General features: G+C 54.3%; 16 protein-coding genes and 2 pseudogenes. 9 read left to right on the top strand and 9 right to left on the bottom strand.

From position 1 onward, the window contains the following. The first annotated feature begins 276 nt into the window (after positions 1-276). The 4 genes from CVS27_RS03380 (at position 277) to CVS27_RS03365 (ending at position 3,926) form a co-directional block, all read left to right on the top strand. Positions 277-2,004: a sensor histidine kinase gene (locus CVS27_RS03380; protein WP_103464323.1), complete on the top strand. Its 1,728-nt coding sequence runs from the start codon at positions 277-279 to the stop codon at positions 2,002-2,004. Between the two features lie 522 nt (positions 2,005-2,526). Continuing rightward, a complete protein-coding gene (locus tag CVS27_RS03375) occupies positions 2,527-2,895 on the top strand; it encodes a hypothetical protein (protein ID WP_103464322.1) in 369 nt (122 codons plus the stop codon). A gap of 9 nt (positions 2,896-2,904) precedes the next feature. Beyond that, positions 2,905-3,363, top strand: a complete 459-nt coding sequence (locus CVS27_RS03370) for a VanZ family protein (RefSeq protein WP_103464321.1) — start codon at positions 2,905-2,907, stop codon at positions 3,361-3,363. Beyond that, entirely contained in the window at positions 3,360-3,926 is a 567-nt protein-coding gene (locus CVS27_RS03365; RefSeq protein ID WP_103464320.1) for an arsenate reductase/protein-tyrosine-phosphatase family protein, read from the top strand. The genes CVS27_RS03370 and CVS27_RS03365 overlap by 4 nt, the downstream gene beginning before the upstream one ends. 416 nt (positions 3,927-4,342) lie before the next feature. Here the strand turns inward: CVS27_RS03365 and CVS27_RS21200 are convergent. The 3 genes and pseudogenes from CVS27_RS21200 to CVS27_RS03350 all read right to left on the bottom strand — a co-directional run. Beyond that, positions 4,343-5,174: pseudogene (locus CVS27_RS21200) on the bottom strand (IS256 family transposase); the annotation flags it as partial. A 49-nt stretch (positions 5,175-5,223) separates the two neighbouring features. Then, positions 5,224-6,334: pseudogene (locus CVS27_RS03355) on the bottom strand (IS3 family transposase). A 414-nt stretch (positions 6,335-6,748) separates the two neighbouring features. Next, positions 6,749-8,053, bottom strand: a complete 1,305-nt coding sequence (locus CVS27_RS03350; protein WP_133162867.1) for an O-antigen ligase family protein — start codon at positions 8,051-8,053, stop codon at positions 6,749-6,751. Positions 8,054-8,623: 570 nt separating this feature from the next. Here CVS27_RS03350 and CVS27_RS03340 point away from each other — a divergent pair. After that, positions 8,624-9,643, top strand: a complete 1,020-nt coding sequence (locus CVS27_RS03340) for a putative transposase (protein WP_103464317.1) — start codon at positions 8,624-8,626, stop codon at positions 9,641-9,643. 130 nt (positions 9,644-9,773) lie between these two features. Here the strand turns inward: CVS27_RS03340 and CVS27_RS21460 are convergent, their stop codons facing one another. Together CVS27_RS21460 and CVS27_RS21455 are read right to left on the bottom strand one after the other, a co-directional pair. After that, on the bottom strand, positions 9,774-10,193 hold the full coding sequence (locus CVS27_RS21460) for a transposase (protein ID WP_279325098.1): 420 nt from the start codon (positions 10,191-10,193) through the stop codon (positions 9,774-9,776). 19 nt (positions 10,194-10,212) lie between these two features. Next, on the bottom strand, positions 10,213-11,070 hold the full coding sequence (locus CVS27_RS21455) for a transposase (RefSeq protein WP_279325097.1): 858 nt from the start codon (positions 11,068-11,070) through the stop codon (positions 10,213-10,215). Positions 11,071-11,182: 112 nt separating this feature from the next. Here CVS27_RS21455 and CVS27_RS03330 point away from each other — a divergent pair, with 112 nt between their 5' ends. Further along, positions 11,183-11,419: a hypothetical protein gene (locus CVS27_RS03330; RefSeq protein WP_103464316.1), complete on the top strand. Its 237-nt coding sequence runs from the start codon at positions 11,183-11,185 to the stop codon at positions 11,417-11,419. A gap of 606 nt (positions 11,420-12,025) precedes the next feature. On the opposite strand, the gene CVS27_RS20475 is transcribed toward CVS27_RS03330, so the two are convergent. The 4 genes from CVS27_RS20475 to CVS27_RS03310 form a co-directional block, all read right to left on the bottom strand. Continuing rightward, positions 12,026-13,240 (bottom strand): polysaccharide biosynthesis protein, encoded by a 1,215-nt coding sequence (locus CVS27_RS20475; RefSeq protein WP_133162866.1) that lies wholly within the window; start codon positions 13,238-13,240, stop codon positions 12,026-12,028. Positions 13,241-14,073: 833 nt separating this feature from the next. Then, the gene (locus CVS27_RS21450) at positions 14,074-14,529 is read right to left on the bottom strand and encodes an acyltransferase (protein WP_103464314.1); all 456 of its coding nucleotides are present in this window, start codon (positions 14,527-14,529) and stop codon (positions 14,074-14,076) included. An 82-nt stretch (positions 14,530-14,611) separates the two neighbouring features. Continuing rightward, positions 14,612-15,811: a glycosyltransferase gene (locus CVS27_RS03315; protein WP_165788243.1), complete on the bottom strand. Its 1,200-nt coding sequence runs from the start codon at positions 15,809-15,811 to the stop codon at positions 14,612-14,614. Beyond that, positions 15,795-16,955: a glycosyltransferase gene (locus tag CVS27_RS03310; protein ID WP_103464312.1), complete on the bottom strand. Its 1,161-nt coding sequence runs from the start codon at positions 16,953-16,955 to the stop codon at positions 15,795-15,797. Before CVS27_RS03310 ends, CVS27_RS03315 begins: the two co-directional genes overlap by 17 nt. Positions 16,956-17,713: 758 nt before the next feature. Between CVS27_RS03310 and CVS27_RS03300 the strand changes: the two genes are divergently transcribed. From CVS27_RS03300 to CVS27_RS03290, 3 genes are all read left to right on the top strand, one after another. Then, on the top strand, positions 17,714-18,952 hold the full coding sequence (locus CVS27_RS03300) for a glycosyltransferase (RefSeq protein WP_103464310.1): 1,239 nt from the start codon (positions 17,714-17,716) through the stop codon (positions 18,950-18,952). A gap of 61 nt (positions 18,953-19,013) precedes the next feature. After that, positions 19,014-20,042 (top strand): GDP-mannose 4,6-dehydratase, encoded by a 1,029-nt coding sequence (gene gmd / locus CVS27_RS03295; protein WP_103464309.1) that lies wholly within the window; start codon positions 19,014-19,016, stop codon positions 20,040-20,042. Between the two features lie 2 nt (positions 20,043-20,044). Next, positions 20,045-21,013, top strand: a complete 969-nt coding sequence (locus CVS27_RS03290; protein ID WP_103464308.1) for a GDP-L-fucose synthase family protein — start codon at positions 20,045-20,047, stop codon at positions 21,011-21,013. The last annotated feature ends 50 nt before the right edge of the window (positions 21,014-21,063 follow it).

The following is a 21,063-nucleotide window of genomic DNA, read 5'->3' as shown; positions in this document are numbered from 1 at the left end:
GCAAGAAAAGGCATCAAAAACCCGGAAGATTACAACAAGAAATGCTCAAGCATTCAGGCACATTGTGTGGGTTCCCTCAAGCTCAAGAAATACTCAGGAAGTATCCGCCCAACGAACATGCAGGTCACTAGACTCCGCAAACTGCCGAATGTGAGATTATCTAAACCAACAGCTTCTTGCCTGACGACTTGTGCGGCGGTGCTCTTTGCCGGCTCACCACAAGTACTTCAGTTGTTGCCGGACGCAAGCGAATGCGCCACATCGTGACCTCGACGGATGGAAGTACTTATGCCCCACCTCGGCAAGCAGCAGAAATCCGTGCGGTTTCTGGGTTGGCTCCATCCTTTGCGTAGGCGGGTGTTCCTAACTCAGTTGCCGTTGACGCTGGTCATGGTTGTTGCCGTATGTATCGCTGTACTGGTGTATCCCACGTCGTTTGGGGAACCGCTGTTCATAGCGGCCTTGGCATTGCACGCCCTATTGTTTGTCGCGGCAATCGCTGTCCCATGGCAGAAGCTGCCACGGGGCGCGTTTCTTGTCCTCCCCTATTTGGACTTTGTGGCCATTGGGCTGTTCCGCGGCGGTAACCAGCAGTTCCTAACGGCCGTTGGCCTCCTGATTTTTTTCCCGGTCTTTTGGCTGGCTTCATCGGGCCTGGCAAAACGTACTTCAATCGTGGTCAGTGTGACAGCAGCCTTGCTTATTGTGTGGTTTCCGGTTCTAACTTCGCCCACCGGTTTCACCCCAGAGCAGTTGGCCAAGCCTCTACTTTTCCCGCTGGTGGTGCTGGCCTACGCCATCACTGTAGTTGCCGTGACCAATACCGTGAACGTTCAGCGGAAAGCGCTGGAAGCCAAGGATGTTGAGTTGCGGGCCGCATTAGATGCCAGCCAGCAACGGGAGCGGCTGCTGGCAACAGTGGTGGACACGGTTGCTGTTGGTGTGGTGGTGGTGGACGCAGCGGGCAATGACATGCTGATGGATGCCACCCAAAGGGCTCTGCACGACCATGCAGTTCCTGAGCACATTCCAGACCCGGAGGAAAGCGAGCTGGTGGTTTTCTCAGTGGACGCTGTCACTTTGCTGGCTGCGGAGGAACGCCCCGTGCGCCGGGCCATCAGGGGCGAGGCTTTCACCAATTATCAGGTGTGGCTGGGAACAGGAGACCAGGCGAGGGCAGTCTCCACCGCCGCACGGCCCATCCTGGATGAGAACGGCAACTTCGATGGTGCAGTGATAGCTTTCCATGACATCACCGAGATGATGGCAGCACTGGAGGCCAAAAATGATTTCGTGGCGAACGTTTCGCACGAATTCCGCACTCCGTTGACGTCCATCCAGGGCTACTTGGAAATGGCCTTGGACGAACAGGAGCAACTGCCTGCTGAGGTTCGCGGCTACTTGAACATTGCTTCACGCAATGTGGACCGTCTCAGTTCCTTGGTCTCCGACCTGCTGACCACAGATTCACTGACGCTGCAGCTGAGCCGGACGGATTTTGCCACACTAGTCTCGGAAAGTGTGTCCTCGGCAGCGCCGGCGGCCGAGCTGAACAAGCTGGGCCTGGTCACGGAGATGCAGGGGCCGTTGGAGGTCTTCATCGATGTCAGGCGGATTGGGCAAGTACTGGATAACTTCGTCTCCAATGCGGTCAAGTACTCCCCCGACGGCGGAACCATCACCGTCAGAGCATGGGCCGAGGGCACGGACTTGTGGTGCGAGGTTCGGGACACGGGCATGGGCATGAACTCGGAGGAACAAGCTGAGGCTTTTACCAAGTTCTTCCGGGCCAGGTCCGCAATGGCCAGATCCATACCGGGAATCGGTTTGGGGCTGATGATATCGCGAACCATTGTCGCCAAACATGGCGGCACCATTAGCTTGAGCAGTGAGCCAGGCGCGGGAACCACCATCGGGTTTGTGCTGCCGGGGTGTTTGTCTCTTGGCAGCGGAATCCCGGGGCGTGGCGTGCAACGTAAGTCCGTGTTTGACTCCGCGCAGTAACCTGTCCATTTCCAGACCACCGCATCTGCTGTGACCTCACGCATAAAGGGGTGGTGGTGTGTTGAGGGGGGAGTCAACACACCACCTGTCTAGGGGGACTTGCCAATCCGGAGCCATGACTTGTCTGGTGGCCCGTGCCGGCGCCAGGCCGAACGGTCTGCCGATTCTTCCCAGCAAGTAGGCTTCCGCTGACAACAACTATGGAGGATGCACCTCAAGAAATGGCACCCTGTATCCGGAAGATTGCCGCAAGAAAAGCACAATATTCGCGATCCACCCACAGCCCAATAGGAAATTCAAGCCAAGCTCAAAATCAGTACGATTCCGCGAAAATACGGCACAAACTGACGCATTCAGGGTCGGCTCGAGCACCAAGCCCTGTCCTTTTGTATAAGGTTTGGTCAAGTTCTAGTATTTTCTGCAAAAACCCATCGAATTCCTGCAAGCTGCCGATAGTGTTGAAGAGGAAATCAAGATCACTTGGACTCAAACACGACACACGGCAGGAGGCACGAACAGAGGATGACAGTCACCGCATTGCCACTTGTCTGTAGCGCCACTCTGCACTCCCTTGAGGAATCCCTCGACGGCGAGACCACACTGTGCCGTAACTTTGTGTGCCGCTATGTTGACATGTGGCCCGGACGTTTTGTGCGGATTCACGAGGCTGTCACCGCTGGCCATAGGGAAGACGCCTTGGACGCAGCACTGAGTCTCCGTAGTTCTAGCTTGATGGTGGGAGCAGCCCGGCTCGGAGAGCTGACCAGCGACCTCATCAGGGTTCTCGAAATGGATTGCAACGCTGCCGCAGCCAAAAAACTTGCGGCATTGCGAAAGTGCGGGAACCAAACTGCGGGCCAGTTGACGGCCAGCTACGTCAATGTGGCGTAACGTCTATATGTGACCAGCACCCACCAAGCCCTCCACCGCCTTGCAGTAAGCCTGATGGCTGCCTACTTGGTGGCGCTGTCACTCATTGTTTTTTGGCCCACGCCTGTGGATCAGCCAGCCGCTGGAGTGCTCCACCAAGTCATTGATTGGCTCCATCGTCATGGCATGCCTGCATTCATTGACTATGCGCAGATTGAGTTTTCCGCCAATGTCCTGCTCTTTGTGCCCATGGGCATCATTGCTTCGGTGTGGACCAAGAAAGCCTGGCTGGGCCTTGGCATCGGATTCGTGACATCGTGCACTATTGAACTTGGGCAGTCGCTGTTTCTGGCGGCCAGATTCCCATCAGTATTGGATGTACTGGCAAATACGTTGGGTGCCGGCGTCGGCGCCGCGATCTACACCCTTGCCCACCGGCGTTCGTTGGTCGAGGCTGTCGAGACCCAAGAAGGAAAATCCGGATCATGACCACTCCTCCCCCGTTCAGAATCCTCACGGTGTGCACCGGCAATATCTGCCGCTCCCCCATGGCCGAGCGGCTTCTTCAGCATGGCCTCGAGCAGGTCTCTCCAGGAGCATTTGAGGTAAGCAGTGCAGGCACCGGGGCCCTTGTTGGCCACGCCATCGAGCCCCATGTGGAGGGTTTCATCCGAGTCATGGGTGCGGCTACCGACAATTTTGCTGCTCGACAACTAACCCCGGCCATCTTGGCCGAACAGGACTTGGTCATCGCATTGACCCGGGCCCATCGCAGTCGCATTGTCGAGATGCGCCCGGCACTGCTAAAAAAGACCTTCACTCTTCGAGAACTGGCCCGCATTCTGCCGCAGATTGAAACACCCCAGGGCATGGGAGCTGCTGAAAGATGGGAGGCCATGATTCCGCTCGCCCTGCGTGCACGCAGCCAGTTCCGATCATCTCCGGAGGACGACGACGTGGTGGATCCGTACCGCCGTTCAGACGAAGTCTATGAGCAGATGCGCCGCGACATCACTCCGGCGATCGGCGCACTTATTGACTGCGCGCGCTGACATACCTAGTTACTTCACCTCGTCAGAGGGAAGTGGTCGGGACAGGCTATTTTCGGTTCGGCCCGAGCGAATGCGACCGAATGAACCCCTGTCAGCGCTTGATAACCTGCTTTCGTTGCCGGGAACTGCACCGCTTTGAGGTGTTCTTCGCTCAAACTGATTACGGCAACATAATGTGTGTCTTTGTGTGTATCTACTCCCGCGTTGACTTGTGCCATGGCCGGCTACCCATGGTTGCGTCCCGTGGAGTGGTGGAGTTTTTCTCAACACCGTGCGGGTCAGTGCTTTGATTATGCTGCAGTGAATTCTGGGAGCAAAATTCCTTCTTCTACCGGGGCGGTGGTTGTGGTGTTCATGGTCTTGAGTTCGGTCATGGAGGCCTCGGAGAGGTAGCGGCGGTCCCCGGCTTCCCATTCGTCGGGTTGGGCGAAAGCAGTGCGGATGATCGAGCCGACCATGCCCTGGGACCCTTTGGGCACGATCGAGAGCACGTTTCGCATGAAATGCATCCGGCAGCGCTGCCATGAAACACCCTGGAAGACCGTGGCGATGGCCTTCTTCAAGCCTGCGTGGGCGTCGGAGATCGCCAGCTTCACCCCGTCCAGTCCACGGGTTTTCATGGAACGCAGGAACGCGGTCCAGAACCCTTCGTTCTCACTGTCACCAACGTCAACGTCCAGGACTTCCCGTCGCCTGTCCGCAGCAGCCCCGAAAGCGCCCACGACCGCTTGAGAGACCACCTGGTGCCCGAACCTGGCCTTGCGTAGGTCGCATCGAGAAACACGTACTAGTAGTCCATGGTGGAGAGATCACGGTCAGGGAAAGCGCCGACTTCATGGTCCAGGTCCTCGCAGATCCGGGAGGCCTCGGACTTGGAAATCCCGGTATCGGCCCCGAGTGCCTTGACTTTGGTCTCAACCGTGAGGGTGGATACCCCGTGCAGGTATGCCTTCATCACGACTGCGTAGAGGGCCTGGTCAACGCGACGGCGCCGTTCAAGCAATGCCGGGAAGAACGACCCGTTCCACAGCTTGGGGATCTTCAGGTTCAGGTCCCCAGCTGTGGTCGTCAACGTCCTGGTTCGGGAGCCGTTGCGCTAGGTAGTGCGTGCCTCGGAACGTTCGAAGGGGCCGGCACCAATGAACACCGTGGCCTCGGCCTCGATGAGCTGTTGAACAAGGTTTCGGTTGCGGTACGGATCCGGTCGGAGACATCGGTAAGTTTGAGTTGTCCCAGTAGATCGAGCAGGGCAGACGGGACTGCCCCGGGTTTCGTTGACTCTCGGGGTTTAGTGTTTCTAGGCGGCTTTGAGGCCAGTAGTCATTCTCTCAAACTCGATCGGGGTTAGGCGGCCAAGTCGTCGTTGTCGGCGTTTGCGGTGGTAGGTTTTCTCGATCCAGGTCACGATCGCCAGCCGCAGCTCCTGCTGTGTGGTCCATCGTTTGCGGTCCAGGACATTCTTCTGCAGCAGCGCAAAAAATGACTCCATGGCAGCGCTGTCGGCGCACGCGCCCACCCGGCCCATCGATCCGGTCAGCCCTTTGGTCTTCAGGGTCCTAATCCACCACGGTTCCTAGTGAGGACCTGAGCGACACTGCGTTACGCAGCGCGGCAACGGCGAGGGACGCCTTCATGCGTGAGTCGATCGAATAGCCTTTCGATCCGGTTCGAATGGACGTCCTTGATCGCGCACAGGTACAGCTTGCCCTCGTCGGTGCGGTGCTCGGTGATGTCCGTGAGCCAGAGCCGGTTGGGTGCCGTTGCGGTGAAGTCCCGCTTGACCAGGTCGTCATGAACGGGCGGACCGGCCTTGCGCGTCAATCCGCGTTTCTTGGCGAACACAGACCAGATTCTCTGGCTGCAACACAGCCGCTGGACCCGGTTCTCACCCGCGGCCAGGCCCTGCTCCTTCAGCTCGTCTGCAATGAACCTGTAGCCGAACGCCGGGTCGTCTCGATGCACATCTAGCGCGGCGTTGATCAGATGCGCATCAGCCCAATCCCGGTCCGTCACCGGAGTCGCCTTCCATGCGTAGAACGCCTGTTTGGAGAATCCGAGCACCCGGCAGGCCACCGCGACGGGAACCCCGTCGCACGTCTTAATCAAGGACCAGCGGGAACCTCATTTTGGGGGCAGCTCACGGGCGAAGAACGCCGCGGCCCGACGCAGGATCTCGTTCTCCTGCTCCAGTAGCCGGATGCGTTTCTTCGCATCCCGTAGCACGGCCGCCTCAGCAGCGCTCACACCCGGGCGGTTGCCGACCTCGATATCGGCTTTCTTGAGCCAGTTATGCAACGTCGCTTCTCAAGATCCCGAAGTCCCTAGCGATCTGAGCGATAGGTGCTTCATGCTTGCGAGCCACGGCAACTTTCGTCGCGGCGGAACTCGGCGGGGAAAGGCTTAGGCATATCAATATCCTTGCTGCAAGGAACGTATCCTCACAAGTCAGGAGTCAAGCAAAGCCAGGGCAGTCCCCTTTCGTAGTCGGTAGCTGTTGCCTTTGAGGCTGCAATACTTTTGCTTGCCGGGTCGCTTCCGGTCACCTTTCCGTGTCTGTGTTCAACCTTGCAACAGTTAATACGACGATTCACAACTGTGAGCGATTGACACTGTCTGCCCGCGTCTGCCGCAATTGACGACTTCCGTCCACCAAACAACCACCATCATCTTTGCAAGGACGCCAGTCTTGCTCGGTACTTCGACCATCGGACACTCTGGTACGTGAAAACGTAAATAAAGATGCCGTCCGTTCAAAAAATTGCCACGATGACTACTCGCACATCTCTGCCCGATGCAGGGGACGCAACTATGCAGTGCGATATCTAGCGCAAAGCTGACTTCCATTGTTTCGAACCGATGGTCAAAGACTCAGCTGACTCCCCGGGTAGATGATCACTCCGCTTTATTGCGACATGAGCGGCCAGCAGAGCCAGTGGAATCCAGAAATACCGGTTGTAGAAACTAGGAGCCGTCATCGAGAACACCAGGGTCGCGGCCGTCATCGCGAGTATGGCGACACTTATGGAATCATCCGAACGATGCCTCCAACCTTGTCGGATACCTGTCACAATAGCCACCACAAGTCCAAGGGAAAATATCGCGCCACCCTGGTACATAGCCGCCAGAAGGAAGTTATGTACGGACAAAGTCTCCGTCACAATGGACGATTGCGCATCTAGTCCAACGCCAGTCAATGGCGCATGAAGGAAGCCCTGCCAGCCAAGTAAGTCCGTTTCCCACCTCGAGGATGTGGTGTTCAGTGATTCTTCGCTACCGGTTATCCCTAGAACTTGAAGGACACGCTCACTGGGCGACAGCGCGTTAGCTGTCGAACCAATAGTGCCCGTCGCCCAATAGAGGCCTACTCCGGCAGCGACAGCCACCAAAAAGATCCGTCCAACCGAAACCCCACGAAGGGCCAAAATAACTAAGGTTCCCAGACCGGTTGCAAGCATTCCACTTACACTCCCACTAAGAATCAATCCTGCGATGCCGCCAGTGAGGATAAAGAGGGGCAGAAAACGGCCATAGTCACGGCTTCGGGCACCCAGCGCGGCGACGCCAAATATGACGGCCAATGCGGTGATAATCCCGGTATCACTGACATGTCCGGTAAAGCCAGAGAAACGACCAGCGATTGTGACCTGCCCACCCGGAATGACGTCTGCACCCGCGACGACCTGCAGGACTCCGCCTAGGCCGCATACGGCAGCCCCTAATGCGAACGAAAGAAGACCATTGGCAAGCCGTTTCGGCGTGTTCAAAAGGATTCTAGCCTGCCAGGGCAGAATGGCGACCACGTAGATGACACGAAGCATAACCATCAAGCTGTCCGCAGTATCTTGACTAACGATCGACGCCAGTCCTCCACCGGTGACAATCATAAGCACGACCAACACCTGAAAAATGTGCGAAGGACCGGGCATCTCTGGCTTCTTAGCCGACAGCGACAGGACCAGCGCGCTGGAAATCATTAGCAAGTCCCCAATTGTCGTTCCACCCACCCGCAGTACAAGAAGCGATGATGCAAAGAGGCCAAGGATGAAAAGGAATCCAGCCAACCGCACCAAGAAATCTACTCTATTCCGTTCCTCTCGAATGCGGCCAGTTCGAGTCATTGTGGTCAAGATAGTATCCCCCGGTTTTTGCGCAACACATTGGGTACAGGTTATTACAGATCCGTGAGTCTACGAGACCGGCATCTCCTGTATCCGCAGATTCAAGGTCTAGGGATCGGCCATGGTGGTGAGGCGGTTTCGGGAGTTCGTTGATTTTTCGGGGGCTTTTGGGGTGAAACCCTCTTAATTTTGCCCAATATGCGAAAAACAGAGTTACTGTTTTGAAGCCCAGCGGAGGGTGGAATGATGGCTGTCATGACTGCCGAGCCACGTCTTCCTAGGCCAATGGTTCCTGCTGAGGTTCCGGTGGGCTTGGCCGCGTCCCTTCTCGAGGACGACCGGGGCGGGGAAGTCTATATTCATGGTCAGCTCTGTGATGTTTGGGAGACCGGAGATGCTGCTGCCCGTCGCTGCGCAGCTGTGAAATCGATGCGCCTGCACACGGACTCGACGGGAGAGATCTCGAAGGCTCTCAAGGTTTCGCCGGTCGCTATATAGAAGTGGGGCCAACTGGCCCAAGTTGGCGCCGTGGCCGCTCTGGTCTCGGAGAAAAGGGGGCCCACGAGTTCCTCAGGGCTGTTGACCGCAACTATCGACCGGATCGTTGCCCTGCGCGGGCAACAACACTCATTGCGTTCCATCGCCGCCGCGGTCGGCGTCTCGGAATTCAGTGTCCAAACGCGCCCTGAAATCGCTGACGAACAAGGGACCCAAGAAGCATCAACACTCCCCCTGCAGGGCAGAGCGCGCCGGACTGAACAGCTGACACAGCCGGTCCTACCGGCACTGGTTCCCCGAGTCGGGGAGCGTGCGGCAGCACGGGCCGTGCTCCTGGAGTGCGCGGGATCGGTGTTTTCACCTGCTGCCCATGTTCATCATGCCGGATTGTTTCTGGCCCTGCCTGACCTGGAGTCCTCAGAGCTGGTGGCCTGTGCGAAGAAAGTTTATGGTTCACTCCCGAACGGGTTCTATGGGCTGGAACCCGTCCTGATCGATGCAGTTCTGCGGGCATTGGCTGGGGAAGCCCGCGCCGAGGGCGCCACCCGCTTCGACCCTGTGGAACTGAGGAGGGTGCTGGGTATAGATCGGGCACCGGAAGTAAAAACGATTCACCGCATGATTAGCCAACTCTCCGAAACAGGTAAAGCCGAAGAACTAAACGCCGCCTTGGCCAAACATCACTTGAACTCCACTGGCTCGGGCGGGGAGAACCTGGCCGCGCTTCTTTATGTTGATGGGAATGTGCGTGCCTATCTGGGCTGCAAGAAGATCGGGAAGCTCAACGCGACACTGTTGAAGTTCCCGGTTCCGGCGAGCGAGGAAACACGGGTCACTGACGCCCACGGATCCCCAGTCTTTGTAGTCATGGCCGAACCGGGTGCGTCACTGGCCGGTGAACTGCGCAAACTCTTGCCAGAACTCCTTCAAGTCGTGGGGGATGAGAGGCGCGTGCTGGCTGGTTTTGACCGTTGCGGCTGGTCACCGGATCTGTTCAAACACATGGCCGAACAAGGATTCCACATGCTCACCTGGCGCGAAGGCGCCAGCAAGGACGTAGAAGAGTTGAAGAGAAACTGTTCGTGGAGGTCTCCTCGCTGACGAGAACGGACAGAGCCGGAAATGGTCGGCCGCTGACACCCTCGTTGACCTGCCCCTAGCTGGCACGAAGAAGACAGGGGAAGCCTTCGGTATCCGCGCTCTCCGCGGTTCGTGGTGAATTCCATTATTGTCATGGATGATTCACCGTTGTTTGGGCGGCGCTCCTGAGCATAATGCGCGTCGTGTAGTTAGCGCTATTGTCGAAGCCTCGGCCGGTCCTCTTGATGTGTTTGATGCTGGTGTTGTTGGCTTCGCCTTTCCCCGTGGTCGCGCCGGTATCGACGAGGACTTCGATCTCCTTCCACCAGCGGCAAATGGTCCGCCACAGCCCGGTTGTCTCGGGCTGTTTGGATTCCCTCACGAGATCCTCGACGTGTTCCTGCGCCGGCTCGGCGTCCTCCAAAGAGCCGGTCCGCAACAAAACTCTAACTTGTTCCTTCACCTCCCACGCAGCCTTGAGCTTTCCGGTCGGGTCGTCGGTGGCGAAGACTTTCTCCAACCGTGCTTTGGCCTGATCGGAGAGTGAATCGCCAACCCGCAGAAGCAGCATCCGGTGCGCCCATGCCGGGTCAACTGCCCGGCCACGACGACCGCATCTGATGAGAAAGTTGCTGGCGAACCTCTGTCAATGTCTGGTTCTCGAGCTGGATCAGATGGAAGTGATCGACGGATACGGCAGTGCGGGGCAGCCACATCCGTAACGCTTTTCGGAATGCTGCCGAGGGGTCGATCGCGACTACTTCCACTCCGAGTCGCCACTCCAAGGGTCGCTTGATGAACCATGCCCCGACCCCTGTGTGGTCTCGGCCGTCAACAACACCAAGGAACTGGCTCGTATCCAGGTCAACGATCGTAGTCATCCATGGCTCGATCCGCTGCCAAGCATTGGTCTCGGTGTTTTTGAAGAAGCGGACGGAGCGGAAACAGTGTTCATCAATCCCGAGCATCCTTGGCCGTAAGAGATCAACGTTGGGCAGCTTCGTCGCAGCCGGGCTAAAGGCCTTTTGCACCAGCCACCAAGAGACGCCATGGGCGGTAGCGGTTTCCGTCGCGGCACGGCCAGAGTCAATGACAGCTCGCACCAGAGCGCTGCGGAGCCGGCTCGTGGTCCGTGCCCTGGCCGGGACCTCGAGCGTGGATTCAAAGAAGGTTTTGCGCAGGCACAATGTCTCGTCGCAGAATAGCCACCGCTTGGCCCAAACAACTTCCACCGGACCAGCCACGGGGATATCGCGGACTCGTTGCTGCCGGCCAGAGTGGCGACGGGTGCCAATGACACCGCAACCCGGGCACCCGGATTCAACAGTGCTCTCGATATGGATTCTGCGTTGACCAGAACTCAACGTATGGGTTGCCAGGACGCGGTAATCGTCCAGATTGAAGATCGTGGTGGCAGCATCAGGGTGCACCAAAGTAAGCTCGTTCAAGGCTCGTAGTCCTGTCAAAGATGAATGCATCAGAACATCCATCACAACAGGGCTACGAGCCACCTTTGTTCAAGGACACGAAACCAGAATTCACCACGAACCACGGACAGCCATGAGTCCTCTCTGGGACGCTGATAATGCTTTGATTGCTGCTAAAAAGAACCACAAGAAGATTCCAGCCGAGCTTCGATTTGGCGAACTGAACCCCGGTCAGCAAGTCCTAGATACCGAGACGAAACTGATCCACCACGGCATCCGTATCGCCGCCTACAACACCGCAATGACGATCGCTCGGGAGATCCGAACCAACACCGGATACAAAACGCCATCTAGGAAGCCCGCACGCTAACGCGCCAAGCATCCAACCAGACCGGCAACATCGATAACACCGAACCCGGATACCTCATGATCACCTTGAATCTGCAACCCACGTAAGCGAAAAACACGGCAATCGCCGAACTCTGTAACCAGCTCAACAGCACTCAAACCCGGCACCGCGGCACCGCGGCACCGCGGCACCGCGGCACCGGCCTGATCCTCCACTACGCCAGCAAATAACCATGACCGGATCAGAATCATTGGATCGCTATGGCCGGAGCTCTGGAGCCCTCCTTAGACGGCCACAACCGACCGTCCGCCACCGAACAGAAGCAAGAGTCAGCACCAGCGTGACCGCTGTGGAACCCGTCACCAACCACCACCACGCGGTCAGAATCTCACACCCAAATGCCAGAATCGGGAACCATCAGGCAGACAGTCAGCCCTGATTCACCATAAACCGGGCCTCACCAAATCTCGAGGCTAGCTGAAACCCCGCCCATGACAATTACCACAACATTTCAGGAGCTCTGAGAAAAGCCGGGAAGACTTCAAATACAGTACAAAAATAGGAATCATCGGCAGAGAATCTGCACTAATCCGCCAGAACTACCGCCCCATTAAAAATCAACGTACGTCATACAGCACGAGAAATTCGCAACGAGTGATAATTCAAGCTAAGGAGTAGGAGTTGTCCAATCGATATAGCAAAAAGTGCTCCCGCCGTTCCCCAAAGCCAACCGAACAACATAATACAAGGAAGACTAAACAAGGACATAATCATTGTATTTCGGGATAAATGCCTCATGAGACCCAATGATGCCAGAACGATTTGTCCCTGAACTAGGGTTATCAAAGACAGGCAAAACATAACAGAAAAAGCCGCAGTTGTTGTAGCATCCAGCATCACGACACGGTGGCTCAGATAATAAATAGCGTAGGGACCCAGGAAAAGCAAAAAAATTCCGGACGTAATTGCAAAAATAGCTGTCCAAAAGAGCGCATGCCGGGCTCTTGCTCGTCTGGCAGTGTTATCCCCGTGGGGAATCCAACCCCTGAGAACATCCAATGCTGGAGAAACAGCGGTATTGATCTGTTTGTTCAAACGGTCAACAACGGCAAATATTGGAACTGAACTCAGAGAAACAAGTCCGATAATAATCAAGGGCGCATTGGAAAAGAGAGTAGAAAGAGCCGATGCAGACATTCCATGACGATGTTCAACCAGCAAATTGCGAATCTTGGAAGTTGGTACAAATAATCTACCGTCGTCGGAGCGACCAGAATTTCGAAGGATCCAATGACTACTCAGTGCGAGAGCGACGATCAGACCAAGTATCTGAAACAAGACGGACACAAAGACATTCTGCTGACTGATCATCACCCACAACCCTATTGTTGTAAATAGGACTCGCGGGAGTGTCTCATTGAGCAGCATCGCATAAGGAGCAGAAATACCTACAAAATACCAATTGGGGCGAAGTTCCATGACGACAGCCAGTATTCCTCCGAGCACACACAGGAAAACAGACTTCGTGGGAACAATCAGACAGACGCTTACAATTAGCGCACCAAAAGGGACTAAAAGTACAAGTCGGGTCTTCACTGAATCCAAATAAAGCCTTCTGTGTTCAGGCAACTGGGAACTAGCAACACTTGCCGGACCCGAAATGCCCCATCCGTAGCCAACGAAAACCGCACCCACAGATCCTATCGACTGGCCATATGCGATCGCTGCCCAATCGTCGATACCGCCAACTGAAATAGTCAACGGAATTGCAAGTAGAGTCAAAATTCCCGTAATTGCAACACTTAGCCCAAAACCAATTACTTTCCTAAGACGCTGATGCACAATATACTTTCAAAAGATACGGGTGGAGAGCCACACGTGAGCAGACAACGAATACAGATCATCCAACCACGACAGCACTTCAATGGAAATGCGATCCTAAATACACGAGATGATATCTGCTGCCCAAGTGAATGGCAACAATTTGCCCATCTGAGGAGAAGCGGCGTTATAGACCAAATGAGCCCAATATTGTTACAAGCACTTTGGCCATCGTGAGCCAAACAAATTGGTCCAATGAAGGGCAGTGCGAGAAATTAAATACGAAATCAAAATCCCTAGTGGCCATAGCAATTACTCTCTATCCGTCCTCCATCCTCTGGTGAGTCCCAACATCATTACTCACAATGTATGGCCAAGAAGGAAATAATCCTTTCAGTAGGACAATGCTGCCAACCTCAAGTTTTACCGGAAATACAAACACACCAGTGGAGTCATAGTTCCTGGTCTTGGGTTTTCCATCGCCAATTCGACGGAACACCAAGATGTCCGCACGAAATTTAATTGGACTATACCCAGCCATTACCAGTTGAGCAACCGGGTATTCTACAAAATGACCAAAATTGATCAATAGAATATTGACCCGATTAGTCTAAAATTGTTGAACACGAAACACAAACCTCTCCTGCCCCTCACGAAGCGACGATCGGCTAATGCGGGTGGGAATCTAATCAAATTTACTGGGCCCGCCCACTGCCGCCGCAGCCTACCCATCTTTGCCGTGTTCACGCAATATAACAGAGAACTATTTAATTCGGAATTAACAAAATGTGTTTTTGGGTTGTCATCGGATTCTAATACCAAATTCTGTTGCCCGAGTTGCAGGAGGGTAGGAATCAAAGTTCCCATCTAACATCAGACCGAATGATTTTCGCTGGCGAACCAACAACAAGACTGCGTGCAGGAACTGACTTGGTGACCACACTGCGTGCCCCAATGACAGCGCCCTCTCCGATTTCCACACCTTTGAGAATGGCTACTCCCGACCCAATCCAAACATTATTTCCAATGGTGACGTCACTAGTGGCCGCGGATCCATCTATCGAGTGATTATCCGTATCTGAAATGCAGACATCCCAGGAGATTGCGCAGTCAGTCCCAATTGTGACCCGCGATCTGCACACTATCTCCGAACGTCGATTGATGAATGTACGGTCACCTATGGATACTTGAGACTCTGCCGTCTCAAGATATATCCCGACACCCCGGAACAGTCTGACCCGTTGACCGAGAACCAGTCTGCCTCCTCTTTCACCACGTACAATATTCGGGATTCCGTCAAATCTAACCATTATTGGAATACTCATACCAGGAAGAACAGATATTGACCGAGCTCTAATGACACCCAATACCTTGCTAATTATTTCGTTCATATCAAGTTCTCTTAATTTTATCGGCTACCGGAGCTAGCAAATCAAGACTGTCCACTGAGCAGGCCGCCAACGCCTTATAAAACATATGGGCGAACAATGCTGGAGTGTATTCAAGAATATCGGGGTGGACGATGGGGCCAGCCCAGCCATTCGATGACAATTTTATAGCACTAGCCAATGCCGTGGAATCGTTTCCGTGATAGTCAAAAACACCGGACATTGACTTAATCGACGCCACAACCCCACAGACGTCGCTAACTACGACATGAATTCCCGCCGCCAAAGCCTCATTGACGATCAATCCCCAGACTTCCTCCGTAGAAGGAAGTACCAGAGTCGCATGTCTTGCCAATATCTCCGGAATTGCTTCGTACTCCACTGGACCCAAAAATTCGATTTGATCATTCAAGTCAAGTTCAGAACAGAGAGCGCGAATACTCAACTCCTCTGGCCCTTCTCCAACGATCGTAAGTCGATACTCAGGGTCTCCAATCGAGAATAGCGCGTTAATCAGACTGTGAATATTCTTCCGTTTGATTAACTGTCCTACAAAGAGGATGTTTTTGGATATGGTCCCACCGGAGATAGGGACTTCTGCTCGAATTTGACTCGCCACGGTATTGATTTCCTTGACATCTACCGCATTGAATCCTGTAAATATCCGGTGTTGTTCAACGCCAAATTTCCCAATTGCTTCGGCGGCCGATTTCCCCGGGACAACCACAGCATTTAGGCTTTTAAAGAATCGAGTTCGTGCGTGTGCTATCGGACCGCCCGAATACTTGTTGCTAGCAAGCGTTGATTCATAAAATCCGACGGTGCGCTTTCGGAATATTTTGGCCCAAAAGAGAAGCTGCCAGTACGCTGGCGACTCCCATCCTCCTAAAAGAATTGCGTCACACCCACGCACTAATTTGATTATTCCGCCCAAGCCAATGTAATACCGACCCGCTCCGGCCGAGACTCTAATTGCCTTTGCAAACTTATACGAAAATGATCTTTCTGCATCCTCTTTTGTTTTCCAATCAGAGCCCCTATTCCTGTGCCCTCTAGACAATGAAGCGTTGTTCTCCAAAAGCACTACATCTAGGCGACTAATGGAGCCGAGCTCTTCCCATACAGGCAAACGATAGGGAGCAGCAACGTTCGTTACCCAAATTATACGCAGTAGGGGCTGCTCATCCTCAGTTGTTTTCAACATTACCACTCCGATTAAGTGCCAAAACAGACATGTAGTCATTTTCTAAATTGGAAACAACGGCATCTAGTGAAAATTCCTCAGCGACCAGAGAATGACCTCGTTTGCCCATTTCAAAACGCATCATTTTGTCCCCAATGAGTATCTCCATGGCTGCGGCCATGCCCATAACGGTCCTTTCGGCAATAATACCTGCACCGTGCCCCTCGACAATTGATGCAATTTCTGCGTCGTCGGAGATGACGACCGGCTTGCTGTTTGACATGGCCTCTATGATCGTCATGCCAAAGGGTTCCTTTTTCGAAGGCAATACAACGAACATGGAACTGGAAATATGTCTATCGACCAAGTCAGCCTTTAATCCTCCGAGCCAGCGTATTTGATCGCTGCCAAAATTGCTTATCAGACTCGCAATTTCCTTGCCTTCTCCTTCGTCAGGTCCTATGAGCGTAAATATTGAGGTGTGCCCTAACTCGATCAAATACTTTGCTGCTTCAACGAACAGAATCGCCCCCTTGCGAGGATGCAACCTAGCCACAAATAAAACTTCGTCCTTGATAAGCAGTTCGTCAATTGGTTCCGCCACATTGACGCCGTTCGGTTGCGTCCTGGTCCGGATCGTTCTGTTTCCGCAAATAGCGGTCAGCTCAGAAACCTCATGGTTCGTAAGTCCTAGAACACGGTCGGCCGCCGAAAGGATTCTTGAAGTGACCAGCCGATCGAAGATGCGAACCAGCATACTTCTATGGACGACCACCATTCCATGAGTCTGCAACACCATTGGCACACCACGACGTCGAACAATCAGAGCGGCTGGCAGTGTAATCAGGTCTCGCGCAAAGTGGACATGAACAACATCAAATTTGCGGCAGTTATTCCATAACCACCAGTAGAATCCAGGGCTCACTGTACCTGCGAATCCACGCCTTCCGATATTAATCGAGGGGAATAATTGAACCGGTGTACCTTCAAGCCTCTCGGGCATTCTCGATCCAAAACCTGTGCCTGCTCCGGCGAGCAAGACATTGTGATTGGTACGTATCAGGCCCTTCGTCTGATCCTGAGCGACTCTGGTTGGGCCACCAAACTTTCCTTCAGGAGTAAATAGAGTGGCAATTTGCAGAATATTGACTCGAGCACTTTTCATTCAGACTCCCGCTAGATCACTTTGACTGATTAGATTGATGCGACGTGAATTCAGCTGCACCATCCAAGTCATATGATGGGCCAGATCAAGTCTTTGATATGAAATCTTGAGTAGTCCTATTTTCGAAAGCGAACGGGTGAACCAGCAGGATTAGCTACATCTAGGACCAAGTTCGCAGGTATTTCGCCGGAGACAACAGTTCCGGGTCTAATCAGCGTGGATGTGCCGATTATTGTTCCACCGAGAACTATGCACTTTGCAGTAATCCACACGCCATCCTCCACACGTACGGGGCGTGTCACAAGCCTCATGTCCTTGCGGTATGCGTGACTGCCGGTGGTAATAAAAGTGTCTTGAGAGACTACGACATCCGCGCCAATGTGAACGAAGTCCTGATTGTGAATCCACACACCCTCTCCGATCCAACTCCGGTCACCAACATGTAGTTTCCACGGGAACTTGACACGTGTCCGAGGTCTAAATATCACCCCATAGCCAATTTTTGCTCCAAATAGACGCAACACACGTACTCTGAGGCCAGAGCTAATCTGCCATGCATTAGTGACGAAGAGAATCTCAGCAATAGCCCACATGTAAATCACAATTTTGGGTTTGTCCCATGCCGCATGCTCGCCAGGAGCCTTGGAGAGATCAATGACCGGGATTGTATGCCCTGCTGGCTCTAAGTTGTCTGTTGTAGGCACAGTCTCCCCCAATTTTGAAAATTTGTTGGTGTAATTGCATCTATTGTTGCATGGGTGACCCCTTCGAAACTTCGCATCACAATCCTTGGCCTCAACTATGCGCCGGAACCGACAGGCATCTCTCCGTACACCACTCGGCTGGCGGAAAAGCTGGTTGAGGAAGGGCATGAAATTACTGTTATCACCGGTTTTCCGCACTACCCAGAGTGGAAGTTAACAGAGGGATACACCGGCTGGCGTCGAGTCGAGTTCATCAACGGAGTTCGAGTCAAACGCGTCCGCCACTTCATCCCGAGCCGCCTCAATAACATGCACCGGCTACACATGGAACTCAGCTTCGGGGTTCGCCTGCTGTTCACTCGTTGGCGTAATCCAGATGTGTTATTGGTAGTTAGTCCAGCTCTATTCTCGACTGCCTTCGTCTTGGCAAGAGCCAGATTCGGATTCAAGCGACCCGCAACAGGCATCTGGGTTCAAGACATCTACAGTCGTGGTTTGGAAGAAACAGGCAATGGAGGTTCCCGGGCCGCAAAGGTGATGAAGATCACCGAGGGTGCCATTCTCCGCTCGGCCACCCAGGTTGCGGTAATCCATGACAGGTTCAAGGCCTACATCTGTCGAGATCTCGGGGTCGACCCCTCTAAAGTAAATGTCATTCGGAATTGGACCCACGTTCAGCCAGTCGTGGCTGTTGACCGCTCTGCAACCCGCGCAAGACATGGTTGGAATGAAGACGACATCGTTGTCCTTCATGCAGGCAACATCGGTGTCAAGCAGGCATTGGAAAACGTGGTGAACGCCGCTAGGCTGGCTGACGCTACCGGATCTAAGGTCCACTTCGTACTTTTAGGCGACGGAAACCAACGGCGTCACATTGAAACTCTTTCTAGTGATGTTAATCGCATTCAGTTCATATCGCCGCTCCCAGACAAGGAGTTCCGTGAAGCCTTAGCATCGGCCGACATCCTGCTAGTCAATGAAATGGCTGGGCTCAGAGAAATGGCCGTTCCAAGTAAACTCACGTCCTATTTCTCCACGGGGCTTCCGGTACTGGCCGCTACCGAGCCGGACAGCACCACCGCCGGCGAAATCGAATACTCACTGGGCGGTATCCAAATCGCACCGGATTCCGCGGAGCTTCTCCTGACTTCTGCCGAAAAACTCGCCGCGAATCCCACACTTGCAACCAAGCTGGGAACCGCAGGGCAAAACTACGCTGGGAATGTGCTTTCTCAACACGCCGCTATACTTCAGTACAGTGAATGGTTGCGCGAGCTTGCGGTGCCGAAATGATCTACGGCTCAGCTCAAGACGCACTAATTTTCAAAAAAACATTATGTAGGGGGACCTTGCGTTGACTAAGCGCGCCTTAATCACGGGAATCACGGGCCAAGACGGCTCTTATTTGGCCGAACTCTTGCTCAGAAAAGGTTACGAAGTACACGGTCTCATCCGCCGCGCCTCGACGTTCAATACCGCCCGTATTGATCATCTCTATGTCGACGCCCACGACCCAACCGCGAAATTGTTCCTGCACTACGGTGACCTCAGTGACGGTGCTCGCCTAGTAACCCTTTTGGCAAAAATTAATCCGGACGAAGTCTACAACCTTGCCGCACAATCCCACGTCCGGGTTTCCTTTGACGAACCCGAGCACACCGCAGACACAACTGGCGTCGGAACAGTTCGCTTGCTAGAGGCTGTCCGTATGTCCGGTATCAAGACGCGGTTTTACCAGGCGTCGACCTCGGAGATGTTTGGTGCCACTCCCCCACCCCAGGGGGAAGACACGCCCTTTTACCCCCGTTCCCCGTACGGTGCAGCTAAGGTCTACAGCTACTGGATCACCAAAAACTACCGCGAAGCGTATGGCATGTTCGCAGTGAACGGCATCCTCTTCAACCACGAGTCCCCGCGCCGCGGTGAAACTTTTGTTACACGAAAGATCACACGGGCTGTGGCCGCCATCAAGGCGGGCAAACAAAATGACCTATACATGGGCAACCTGGATGCTGTTCGGGACTGGGGCTACGCCGCAGAATACGTAGAGGGCATGTGGCGCATGCTTCAGGTTGATGAGCCCGAGGATTTTGTTCTCGCTACCGGGGTTGGCTTCACGGTGAAGGACTTCCTCGACGAATCCTTCACCCATGCAGGCCTTCACTGGGAGGACCATGTCAAGTTTGATGAGCGCTATCTTCGCCCCACAGAGGTGGATGCCCTCATCGGCGACCCTTCCAAAGCCAACGCCAAGCTCGGCTGGAAAACCACTGTTGAGGCGCCAGAACTTGCACGCATCATGGTTGATGCAGACATTAAGGCGCTGGAGCACTCCGGAAGCCACTGGGTGGATTCGATTGACTTGGCGAGCTGGAACCACTAGCAATGGATGTTAACTACGCACCCGGCGCGCTAGACCGTGAATCGACCTTCTATGTAGCAGGTCACCGTGGATTAGTTGGGTCCGGAATTTGGCGCAATCTTACGAATGCCGGTTTCACGAATCTGGTGGGCCGCACTTCTCTGGAACTGGATTTGAAGGACCGCGAGGCTACGTTCAGGTTTTTTGCGGAGACAAAACCCCGCTACGTGGTGCTTGCCGCGGCAAAGGTCGGTGGCATTCTCGCGAACAGCACCTTCCCGGTGGACTTCCTCAGCGACAATCTTCAGATTCAGCTCAACGTACTTGATGCTGCACGGGAACACAACGTTGAACGCCTGCTCTTTTTGGGTTCCTCCTGTATCTACCCCAAGTTGGCCGAGCAACCGATCCGGGAGGAATCCTTGCTCACCGGACATCTGGAACCCACTAATGATGCGTATGCGATAGCGAAGATTGCTGGCATCCTTCAAATTCAGGCAATCCGCCGTCAGTATGGTCTGCCGTGGATTTCTGCAATGCCCACCAATCTCTACGGACCCGGGGATAACTTTTCGCCCGAGGGTTCACACGTCTTACCAGCGCTCATTCGCCGCTATGACGAGGCAGTTCACCAAGGCGCTCCTGTCGTGACCAATTGGGGCACCGGGTCACCGCGTCGTGAGTTCTTGCACGTTGACGACATGGCTGCTGCCTGCCTCCATCTCATGGAAAACTATGACGGCCCGGATCAGGTTAATGTGGGCACGGGTACTGACGTCACCATCAAGGAACTCGCAGGCTTAGTCGCTGAAGCCGTAGGCTACACCGGCGAGATGCTGTGGGACACCACCAAGCCGGATGGCACCCCCCAAAAGCTCCTGGACGTATCCAAACTCGGGGATGCGGGATGGCACGCATCCATAGGCTTGGAGCAAGGCATCCGCAACACGGTGGAGTGGTATCGCGAAAATGTGAACGATATCCGCAAATAGCTTTTTTTCTGCTGACTCTTGCATCGGCACAAGCTCCCGGAGCACCAGGT

It is taken from the genome of Arthrobacter glacialis (genome assembly GCF_002909445.1).
In the GTDB taxonomy this organism is placed as follows: Bacteria; Actinomycetota; Actinomycetes; order Actinomycetales; family Micrococcaceae; genus Specibacter; species Specibacter glacialis.
The sequence above is the reverse complement of the archived record's forward strand: the minus strand, read 5'-3'. Positions and strand labels throughout refer to the sequence as shown.